The sequence below is a fragment of the Actinoplanes sp. NBRC 103695 genome (assembly GCF_030269485.1).
GTDB lineage: Bacteria > Actinomycetota > Actinomycetes > Mycobacteriales > Micromonosporaceae > Actinoplanes.
On the sequence record NZ_BSTL01000075.1, the window covers coordinates 1 to 10283 of the forward strand.

The following is a 10283-nucleotide window of genomic DNA, read 5'->3' on the forward strand; positions in this document are numbered from 1 at the left end:
GCCTCACACCCATCACCACCAGCCAAGACACCCAACCCGACCTCGAACCCGCCGAGATAGCCGCCTAACATCAACCCACACGGATCAGCGCTGGCCGCCTCTTACACCACGCCAGCGGACGCGACCTTCTGCGCCGACCCCACCTGCGTCAGAACCCACTCGTCGAGCAGGCTATGGGTGCCCAGGCACTACGGCTGCTCGCCAGTCTGACCACGAAACGTGAGAGCGTCGACTACCTTTCAGCAGCCGTCGAGACGGCTTTCCAGCAGCACCCGGACCACGAGATCATCACAAGTTTCCCCGGCATTGCCGCCCAGGCCGGCGCCCGGCTGCTCGCTGAGATCGGCGACGACCGCACCCACTTCACCGACGCGCGATCACTGAAGGGCTTCGCCGGCGCGGCCCCGGTGACACGCGCATCCGGCCGGAGCCTGGTCGTCTCGCAACGCCGGATCAAGAACGACCGACTCGCCGCGGTCGGCTTCACCTGGGGACTATCGGCACTCAACCAGTCACCCGGCGCGCGAGCCCACTACGACCGCCGCCGGGCCACCGGCGACGGTCACGCCGCCGCGTTCGCGTACGCCAGCCGGCGAATCCGTTCCATGGCCGTGTGCGGGTCGTCGGCGGCTTCGGCGAGCAGGGCGACCGCTTCTCGGACGTAACGCCAGGCGGTACTCACGCCGATCTCGAACCCGGCGGCCAGCCGGGTGTAGGTGTCGCCGTTGCGCAGGTGAGCCAGGGCGAGCAGGGCCTGCCGTCCTGGGTCGAGGCGCCGCCACCTGGATCGGCGATGGTTGCGGTGGCCGCGGATACGGTCGGCGAGGTGGTTGAGGGTCCGGCTGGACAACGAAATCGTGGACGCGTAAGACAGCATGGCGAGCTCCCGGTTGGGGCATCGGGTTTTGGTCGATTTGCTGTCTTGCCGGGAGACTCGCCCCCATCGATCTCCGGCCCCCGCCTACCCTCACTGACCTGCAAGATCAGGTTGAAAAGGGCTCATTGACCATTGCACGATGGCGGCGTGGTGTTCGGGGAGACGTTCGTAGTCGCGGACGGGGCGTCTGCATCGGCTCGGGCGTACGCGCCGGCGCTGATGCCCAAGGCCTCCCTGAAGTGCCGGTTGAGCTGGCTTTGATCGTAGTAGCCCAAGCGTGCCGCCACTTCTGTCGCGGACACGCCCTGGGCTAGCAGCGGTCTTGCGGTGGCGAGCCTTAGTAGGGTGCGGTATCGATGTGGCGGAACTCCGTAGGCTTGCCGGAACCGGCGCAACAGATGATGGCGGCTGTACCCGGCCGCGGCGGCAAGTTCGTCGAGGCCGATGTTGGTGTCCAGCCGCTCGCTTAGTGTCTGCCGCACTTGTCGCAGGGCTGCGGGGCGATGCGCCTCGGAGGTGGCGCGGGCGGCGGTCGCGTGCCGGCTGACCAGCCTTGCCAGCACAGATGCGAACATCGACCGGAGTGTTGTGTCATCCGTACCGTCGGTCAGAGCGGTGTGCAGCATGGCGAATCCGCTGAACAAATCACGATCGGTGTAGGTGAGCCGATCGAAAATGGGTAGTTCCCCGTCTGCGGTGACATCCAGCAATGGTTGTGGGTCCAACAGGGCGAAGGTGGCGAAGTAGGCCGCGGTGGGACCGGTGAGCAGCGACTGAACGACTTCATCGGGTTGCACCACGGTGACCGTTCCGGCGGCTGCCGGTGGATATTCCTTGCCTCGGTATCGCAAGGGCGGGGCGGTGTCGCCAAAGGTGATGGTGAACGTGTGTGCCCGGTTGAGAACGAATTCCGGATGGGTGTAGTCCGGCGCGTGGACGGACAGCACTTCCAGCCAGGGCAGGTTTCTCGGGCGCCATCTATGCTTCCCGGAACCCCTGCACCCCGCAACGCCGCCGGCGATGGCGCTCTCGCGGGATGGGTCGCTGCATAGCAACGTCGTAGGACGCACCGGATAACCGCCTCTGAACGAGGGCCCGCGTTCATGAACGGGCGTGGATGCGCAGCTTGCCTCGCCGGGTTCAGACGCGCTGCGCTCGACGTAATCGATCTCCCGCCGTTGCTTGCCGCTGCTGTCCAGGTGAGCTTGGGCATGGTGAGCAACGTGACGTCGCTGGTATTGACGCACAGGTTGAGAGCGTCGTGCAGGCATGGCAGTACGGGCCATGGAAGACCTCTCCCCACCATCGCCCAGTCAGCCAGTGTCTCCGGACAGGGGTGGTCCATCCAGGGCCACCGCGTACGTGCCCTTCAACCGCCTTCCCGGTATGTTTTCCACGCTGGCGTTGCTGTGATGACGGGCATTAATACGAATGGGCGCAGGATCAGTGCGAGGTGTGGATTCTTCCCCGCTGCACGCGGTCAGCTGGGCAGAGCGGTATCCGGACGTCGTTACTTGGTCGTGTCGTGCGCCCAGCGCCGCAGCTGCCTTGCGGAACGGCTTGTTTGTGTTTGCTGCGGCGGCCCGGCTGCCAGCGGCGATGACGGCCGCGCGCTCGGTTTCGACCACGTCGGCGGTAACGCTGTGGTCGACCGTAGTGTGGACTACAGCGTCGGCGTGGATGGCAGCCTCCCTCAAGACCGACACGTCCTTGAGGGATCATCGATCGGCGTTGCGACTTTTCGGGTGATTCTCTTGGCGGCCTCGGCCGAGCGAGTCAGTGCCGTGACGGCGTGTCCTGCCGGGTGAATCGTCCGATCAGGGGACACCCGAGGTAGCCGGATCCGCCCGATGACGAAGATCTTCATTCCTTGCCTCCTGCGAGAAACTGCTCGGCTTCTGATTGATCTAGCGGCTCCCGGCCAGCAAACGCGCTACAACGTTGTGCCTTTCGAACAGTCACCTGGTAGGGCACGTGGCGGCATCGGCGTCGAGCAGCGCGTGGAATGCATGGCGTGCCGCGGAGTGGTGTCCACGTTTCCTCGGGAGGGGTTCAACGGTCGCGTGCAATCAGGTGCAAGCCTCGCGGGACCATTGCGAAGCTCAGGCCTTCGGTAACCGGTCCGGCCGACCGGTCCGGGGCGAGATCGAAGGTGCGGGCCACCGCCGAGGTCACCATGGCGGCCTCGATCATGGCCAGATTGCGGCCGGGGCAGAACCGCGGGCCGCCACCGAACGGGGCGAACGGCAACGCCTCCGCCGGGAGCCTGCCTTCCAGCCATCGCTGCGGGCGGAACTCGTCGGGCTCCGGGAACCGTTCGACGTCGCGGCGTGCGCCGTAGGAGGGCAGCAACATCACCTCGGTGTCGTCGTCTAGATGCAGCTCGCGCCCGTCGCCGCCGGTGAGCATCACGCTTCGGATGGGATGGAAGCTGAGGAACGGCACAACCGGCTTCAGCCGCAGGGCTTCCTTGACGACGGCTTCGGCGTAGCTCAGCCGCCCCACCGTCGCGACGTCGCCGGGCAGCCGCCGATCCCCGAGCACCTCGTCGGCCTCGGCGCGGACCCGGGCGTGCACCTCCGGGTACTCGGCGAGGAAGTGCAGTGCCCACGCGGCCGACGACGAGGTGGTGTCCTCGCCGGCCAGCAGCATGGTGAGCACGTTGCCGAACACCTCATCGTCGGTGATGCTCGGCTCGTCCGCGAGAGGGATCACCAACGCTTCGAGGAAGTTCGACGGCTCACCACCTGCGTTCATCCGGGCCCGCGCGCGGTCGAAGTTCGTTCTCACTACCGCCCGCAACTCGCGTACGGTTGCGTCCAGACGGCGGTCCTGCGGAAGCTTCACATACCGCCAGTACGGGATTGGCGTCAACAGCCGTCGGGTGAGTGCCGACATCAGCATCGGTAGCCTTCGATGCAGACCGTCCCCCCTGTCTTCCAGTGAGTTGAGGTCGTGGCCCAGGGAAAGCTCGGCGACCACATCGAGGGTGTACCGGGTCATCTGGTCGAGAACGTCGATCGGTGCCCCAGACGCGGCGAAGCCGTGCCAGCCGCGCAACAGCCGCTCGGTCGCCGTGGTGATGGTGGCGAAGTACTGCTGGAGGTAGGAGGCACGTAACGACTGAGTGACCACTTTGCGCAGCCGGCTCCACCGCTCGCCCTCGGCGGTGAAGACACTGTGCGGCACGAGTTCCTCGAAGACTTCCGCGGTCGATCGCGACCGGCGGAACGCCTGCGGACGCTGACGCAAGATGAAGTCGACGTGCTGCTGGTCGCCGGTGACGACGACGGGTCTCGGGCCGAGCCGGATTCTGAACGTCGGCCCGTACTCGTCGGCCCATCGTTCGAGTACTCGGTGCGGGGCACCGCCGCGTACTAACCCCAGTAGGTTGCCCAGCAGCGGCAGAGGGCGCGGCCCCGAAAGGGTGTGCAACATGGAACTCCTCGTCAAGCGGTCGCGGTCCGGGCCCGCTGCGGCGTGGTTCCGGACCAGCGATGGAACGCCCGGTAGAACGAACTGGGCTCGTCGTAGCCGAGCAGGAGTGCCATTTCAGGGATGGAGACCTCGGGCTGGGCCAGGTAGTGCCGGGCGAGGCTGAGGCGTACGTCTTCGAGTACGGCCTGAAACGTGGTGTCTTCCAGCGCCAGTCGGCGTTGAAGGGTACGGCTGCTCATCGCTAGCCGCCGGGACACCTGTAGCGCGGTGGCGGCTCCCGCGGGCAGCAGTTCCAACAGTGCGGCGCGGACCCGGGTGGTGGTCGTCTCTACCCGGTCCAGGTCGGCCAGCCGACGTCGAAGGTCGGCGTCGAAAACCTGCCACATCGCATCGCTCGCGGTCAGGAACGGGCGTCGGGCATCGAGCGACGTGAACGTCACGGTCACCGACGTCCCGTTCTCGATGTGCTGTCCCAGGTATTCCGGATAGGCCTCGGCATCCGGCGGATCCGGCATGGTCAGCCGGGCCGGAACCACCCGGGTCCGGATGCCCAGGCGGGCCAGCGCCACCCAGAATGTCAGCTCGTAGGCGACCAGACTTGTCGGGGGTGTCGGCTCCGGTGGCATCACGGTCGTCACGTGTAGACCGGCGCCGTCCGCCTCGACGATGAGCCGCTGCGGGCCGAGCAGGCGTTTATACTTGGCCAACCGCCGTGCGGCGTGCGCGAGGTCGGGGCTGCACAGCGCGGCGAAAATCGGAGCCTGGAACGACTCCGCACTCAGCTTCGCCGCGAGCGAAACCCCGAACGCGGAGTCGCCGGAGATCGCCTCGGCGGCGTACCAGCACCGGTAGAACTGCTCGGGAGTAAGCGACACCTGCGGGTTGAGCAGCAGGTCCTCAGGCATCCCCGCGGCATGCAGCACCGGCCCGACCGGTAGACCGAGGTCCGCCAGAACCGCGCCGGTCGTCGAGTTGACGGTATAGAAGCCTGTGGTCACAGACCGTCCTTTCTCGGATGAGTCACTTGCAACGGTAGGGGCGGTGTGGGGTTCCTAGCACTAGCAGAGGGCGCCACTGTTGTGGCAGTTCCCGCCAATCCCATCCAGTGCCAGATGTGGGTAATACAGGCGCGCCGCGTTGATACGGACGCCTTCGGTGGGCCCACTGGTACGCCAACGCGCCAGATGAATGCGGTACTGGTCGAACTGCCGCAGACGAACGAGCCCGGCAGCCGCCGCATCCCGCTCTTCGTGGTAGGTGCCGAGCAGTGTGTCCGGGCGCCGCCGCGCAGCACGGCAGCCAGAGTTTCCAGCCGAGGTTGGCCGCGTCCTGGATGCCGAGGTTCAAGCACCGGGTGCGGGCCGGGTTCCGCATGGTGCTTGACCGGCAGCCGGAAATGACGGTCGTCGGTGAGGCCGACGACGGCGCCGATGCGCCGCGGCTGTTGAGGAGTACCGAGGCCGAGGTCGTGGTGATGGACTTGCGGATGCCGATCTTGACGGGGTGGCCGCGACCCGGCATGTCTGAGCCGCCGGCCCGCGGCGGCGCGTGCTGGTCCTGACGACGGTTCGACACCGACCGGGAGACATTCGCCGCGTTGCAGGCGTACGGGTTGCAGAGGCGGGTACGCCAATTGGCTCAGGTGAGAGGTTCGCCGTCGTAGAAGACACCACCGGTCGGCCCGTCTGCCGGTAGGGTCGCCACCCACGCAACCCACGGCGCTCTCCGACGCCTGCCGGTCCTCTTCGTCCTCCCCGTATTCCGGGCGGGTGGCTACCCGTCCGGGATCGAAAGCATTGACAAGCACGCTTGTGCCGCGGAATGCCGCCGCGAGAGTCGCGGTGAGGATGTTGAGCGTGTGCTTCGCGAACGAATACGCCGGTGCCATCACCTGCGGTGAGAACTCGGCACCCGCGGCGATCTGCTGGTATACGCCGCTCGTGATGTTCACCACCCGCGCTGCGGGTGCCGCCTCGAGTAGCGGACGCATCGCCTGGACCAGCGCCCATGCGCCGACGACGTCGACGTTGAGTGCGGCGCGGGCCTCGGCGATGTCGACGTCGACGTCGACGTCGACTCGAAGTCGGGCGCGGTGCTGGCGTTGTTTCGGATCCTTCGCCGGATTCGCCAGCCGGGATCCGAATGGTCAGCAGGTCCGTCAGCCTCGAGGAGCAAGATGTCTGAGCACCGCAAGCGGTGGCCGTTGCGCGTATTCATCCCCTCGCCCTCATCGTTGCCGTACTCGGGACAGCCGCGGCGACCAGCGGAAACAATGCGACACCCCAGCCTGAATCGAGGACCACAGACCTCGCCGGCGGCAGCGTCGTCGAGGTGCTGACCGCTCTCCTTCGGAGGCACGGCCTGTTCGAGGTCCGCGGCGCCGGCGGATGCGGCGGCGGCGGCGGAAAGGGCATCAGACACGGAGTTCTCGCTTTCGCAGGCTGGACCGGCACCGGCTGCCGGTGCGAATCCGTGGGTGATGAAGCTAAGCCGCCGGGACCTTGGCTGCTTCCGCTTTGAGCATTGCGTCGCGGAGCCGGGCCCGGCCCGGCACCAGCTCGCCGGCTGCACGGGCGTACTCCAGGGCTGTCGACCACCACGCCAGATCGTCGAGGACGACCTCGAGGGCCGCGTTCGCCATCGGGCTCACCGGCTGGCCAGCGTCATCGAACGCGTCGTTGACGAAAGGAATGACGACCGTGTTGCGCAGGGGCACCGCCTCCGTCTCCACCACGATCTGGGCGAGGTGCTCGATCGCCCGGATGCCACCGCCCACGCCGGCGCTGTAGCCGACGACGGCCACGGGCTTGTTGCGGAACGCGTTGGAGGCCCAGACCGAGTCAATCGCGTTCTTCAGGGCGCCGGGAATGCTGTGGTTGTACTCGCCGGTCACGACGAGGTATGCGTCCGCATCCTTGATCTTGGAGTTCCACGCCTTCACGAGCGGCTCGGAATACGACGGGTCGTTCATGTCACCGATGGTGCCGAAGTGCTCGGAGAAGAACGGCAGGGGCCAGTCCCGCAGGTCCAGCACTTCGACGTCGAAGCCCCCGTGGGCGTCGGCGACGGACGCCACCCACGGCGCCACCCGATCCGCCGCCCTGGTCGGGCGCGTGGTTCCCATGATGATCTTCAATCTGGACATGTGTACTTCCGCGTTGTGTTCAATAGACCGTTAGCGTAGGGGCAATCATTATAGAATGCCAATCACTGACGAAGAAGGTATCGTGGTCGTCCATGGAGAGCACGCGGTCGACCTTCCAGAGCCAGTCCATGCCGCTGATCGTCCATCTCGCGCGCATGGGTCGGCGCGCCGCGGACGCATCAGCCGAGCCGGGCGATCTGCGCCACCGGCAACTGATCGCGCTCACCGTGCTCAACGACCACGGGCCGCTGAGCCAGCAGGCGCTCGGGGAGTTGCTCGGCCTGGATCCGAGCAACCTCGTCGGGCTACTCAACGATCTCGAAGAACGGGGGCTCACCATCCGCCGCCGCGACCCGGCCGACCGCCGACGCCACATCGTCGAACTCTCCCCAGACGGTAAGGCGGCACTGCAGGCAGGCCAGCTGGGACTCGCAGCAGTCGAAGACAAGATTCTTTGCGCACTCACCCCCGCGGAACGCGCCACCCTGCACGAACTGTTGGTGCGCGCGGTCGGCGCCGATCGCCCCGTTGCCCTCGGCGCGGATCACTCCGAGTACACCAACAACGATCAGCACCCCACACTGTCCCCTAAGTGCGACTGAAAGGGCCCAGTGGGGACAGAGACGCCGCCCGCTGGACACTTTCCGCGGCCTTACCATCGTCGGCGCATTGCACGGCGTCCTACTAGCGGTGGTTTGTCGCCTTCGTAACCTTCTTCCGCTCGGCGGCGTTGTAATCCCCTGCAGGGTGCCGTCGGGTGGGTGGAGTGCTGGTGGTTCGTGCGGTGTGTCCGCCGGCTGCGGGTCCGTTGGAGGACTACGCGGCCTGTTTCGATGAGTTGTTCTCGCGGCTGGCGCAACGGCGAGGGTTTCGTGGGTATCTGACCGGTCTACTGGCGCCGCGGGATCGGAACAAGACGTTGACCGGCCTAGCCTCCGTCTTTCAGTAAGCCGTCTGGTTGTCGCCGCTCTCTGAAGACCAATTTTCGAGAATCGTTGACACTGGTCGGTCGGGTGTGCTGATCGTGGTGGGTTTGGCCCTGATGTTGTGGCCGTGGGCAGGCGGAGGCGCCCGGCCGTAGGCCGGGTTGCTCCATGGTCCGGTTGCTGGTGCGGCGGTTCCGTGTCGACCCGAGCATGGCAGCGGTGCCGGACTTCGAGGAACTGAATCGAGCCACCACCGTGGGGTGTGTCGGTGGCGAAGACCTGATGCCGTTTGCCGTTGATCGTGTCGAACAGCGACAGCTGCGCACCCGGGTGCGGACGTTCCCGGCGGCAGATCAGCCTCGTGCCGGCCGGAAATGACGCCAACAGGTCAGAGCCGGCCAGATCGGTGAGCTCGACGATTTCGGCGCCGTCGCGCAGGCTGCCGTCACCGTCGAGCGCCGCCACCCAATCGTGCGCGGCGGTGATCGCGGTCCGGACCGGCTTGGTGATCGCGACCCCGACGGAGAACTCGGTGACCACACCCTGCTCACGCAGGCTGCGGACATGGGCGAGGAACTCGTGGCTGCTGGCCGCCGAATCGGACCGGATGAGGATCGGGCTGCCATAACGATGCGGTTCGGGGATCTGCTGCAGGGCCTCGCCCAGCACGGTGATGTGGTCGGCGGCGGTGTTGCCGCCGGCGTTACCCGGGCGCAGCATCCCGGCCAGTGCCTCACCGGTGGCGTCCAGGAAACACAACAGCGGGTGGAACCCGAACGACGCCTTCCAGGTAGGTGTCGCCGATTCCTTCTCCGAACGAGCGAGCACGATCGTCGCGTCGAGGTCCAGCACGAACCCCGGCAACACCCGGCCCAGGATCGTGGTCGAGGGCAATCTCCGGCGCGTCTCCAGCAGCTGGGCCCACGCCAATTCCCGTGCGGCGGCACGAGCCGCCCGCAACCGCGCCAAAGCTGGAGCATCGATCGCGTCGAGGACCCGCCACGCGGTCGGGTCCGAAGCCACCGGCCCGAACAGGCCAGGCTGCTGCCGCAACACCGCCAGATCGCTGATCGCCTCACCGCCACCAGCCAGCAGCACCGCGAGATCAACAGCGACCCGGCCAGGCTCATAAGCTGAACGGCGCACCCGGTCCAGCCCGAGCGCTTGAACAAAACCACTGGGCAACCCGGTCTTGTCAGCCAGATCGGTGAGCAGCCGGACGCCGGCATGACCGACCACCCCACGAGCACCACCAGTGACAACAACCTTCGGACGCGTGCCGGTACTCTGCACCTTGAGAGTGCCTAATGAGTGCCGGGAGTAAGCCATCCGGCAGACTCCTTGGCTGGTAGCCGCCGGCAAGTGAGCACTCGAAAGTGCTGGACGATGTCAGTCCTGACGGAAGATCGTGCCCTTGCTGGTCGGCGGGAGAGTTGATCGCTGATGGGATGTCGTGCCCGCTGGCTGGCGTGAGCACTGCTTCATTAGGTCGCTGATAGTTCTCCCTCTGGCTGCTGAAGATTTGGTGCCGCAGACGGGGAGACGCGTTGCTGTTCGTGGGAGATGACTGGGCCGAGGCGCATGTGCGCCACGAGGCGCTTGGAATCGAGCGGAGGTGAGAGGCCTTCGACACCGTGCCGTCGCAGCGGTGGGGTGAAGCTGAGGGCAGCCTGATCCGGGAGACGCCGGTGAGGGTGGGAGCAGCCCTGAGAGGGCGATAAGCGCGCTTTAGGTTGGTTTCATGTTGGGGCTGGAGTCAGGTGCGCTGGCGGTGGGGGCTCTGGTTGGCTCGGCGGGGGTCGCGAGGGTGAATAGCCCGGCCTCGGGCTCGGTCAGGATCTGGCGTTTGACGAGGCGTTTGAGTTTGGCGCGGACACCTTCCGTGTCCTTGGGTTCG

Annotated in this window: 7 protein-coding genes and 4 pseudogenes; 3 read left to right on the top strand and 8 right to left on the bottom strand. The window is 66.5% G+C overall.

Features of this window, described 5'->3' with window-relative positions; all coding sequences use genetic code 11:
- Nucleotides 1-239: 239 nt before the first annotated feature.
- Nucleotides 240-362, bottom strand: a complete 123-nt coding sequence (locus tag QSK31_RS48040; RefSeq protein WP_285691917.1) for a hypothetical protein — start codon at nt 360-362, stop codon at nt 240-242.
- On the opposite strand from QSK31_RS48040, the gene QSK31_RS49105 reads away from it, so the two are divergent.
- On the top strand, nt 342-665 hold the full coding sequence (locus tag QSK31_RS49105) for a transposase (RefSeq protein ID WP_352244853.1): 324 nt from the start codon (nt 342-344) through the stop codon (nt 663-665). The genes QSK31_RS48040 and QSK31_RS49105 overlap by 21 nt on opposite strands.
- On the opposite strand, the pseudogene QSK31_RS48045 reads toward QSK31_RS49105, so the two are convergent.
- The 4 genes and pseudogenes from QSK31_RS48045 to QSK31_RS48060 form a co-directional block, all read right to left on the bottom strand.
- Nucleotides 581-877, bottom strand: a pseudogene (locus QSK31_RS48045) (helix-turn-helix domain-containing protein); the annotation flags it as partial. The gene QSK31_RS49105 and the pseudogene QSK31_RS48045 sit on opposite strands and share 85 nt — an antisense overlap.
- Nucleotides 878-999: 122 nt before the next feature.
- The gene (locus QSK31_RS48050; RefSeq protein ID WP_285691918.1) at nt 1000-1824 is read right to left on the bottom strand and encodes a helix-turn-helix domain-containing protein; all 825 of its coding nucleotides are present in this window, start codon (nt 1822-1824) and stop codon (nt 1000-1002) included.
- Nucleotides 1825-2929: 1105 nt separating this feature from the next.
- Nucleotides 2930-4315: a cytochrome P450 gene (locus tag QSK31_RS48055; RefSeq protein ID WP_285691919.1), complete on the bottom strand. Its 1386-nt coding sequence runs from the start codon at nt 4313-4315 to the stop codon at nt 2930-2932.
- Between the two features lie 11 nt (nt 4316-4326).
- The gene (locus QSK31_RS48060) at nt 4327-5313 is read right to left on the bottom strand and encodes an AraC family transcriptional regulator (protein ID WP_285691920.1); all 987 of its coding nucleotides are present in this window, start codon (nt 5311-5313) and stop codon (nt 4327-4329) included.
- Nucleotides 5314-5648: 335 nt separating this feature from the next.
- On the opposite strand from QSK31_RS48060, the pseudogene QSK31_RS48065 reads away from it, so the two are divergent.
- Nucleotides 5649-5921: pseudogene (locus tag QSK31_RS48065) on the top strand (response regulator); the annotation flags it as partial.
- Between the two features lie 144 nt (nt 5922-6065).
- Here QSK31_RS48065 and QSK31_RS49110 read toward each other — a convergent pair.
- Nucleotides 6066-6446 (bottom strand): annotated as a pseudogene (locus QSK31_RS49110) (SDR family NAD(P)-dependent oxidoreductase); the annotation flags it as partial.
- 354 nt (nt 6447-6800) lie between these two features.
- Nucleotides 6801-7460 carry an NADPH-dependent FMN reductase gene (locus tag QSK31_RS48070; RefSeq protein ID WP_352244851.1) on the bottom strand — a complete coding sequence of 220 codons (660 nt, stop codon included), beginning with the start codon at nt 7458-7460 and terminating at the stop codon, nt 6801-6803.
- A gap of 155 nt (nt 7461-7615) precedes the next feature.
- Here QSK31_RS48070 and QSK31_RS48075 point away from each other — a divergent pair, with 155 nt between their 5' ends.
- Complete coding sequence (locus QSK31_RS48075; RefSeq protein WP_285691922.1) at nt 7616-8062, top strand: MarR family winged helix-turn-helix transcriptional regulator; 447 nt, start codon at nt 7616-7618, stop codon at nt 8060-8062.
- A 522-nt stretch (nt 8063-8584) separates the two neighbouring features.
- Here QSK31_RS48075 and QSK31_RS48080 read toward each other — a convergent pair.
- Nucleotides 8585-9715, bottom strand: a pseudogene (locus QSK31_RS48080) (transposase); the annotation flags it as partial.
- Nucleotides 9716-10283 lie beyond the last annotated feature (568 nt).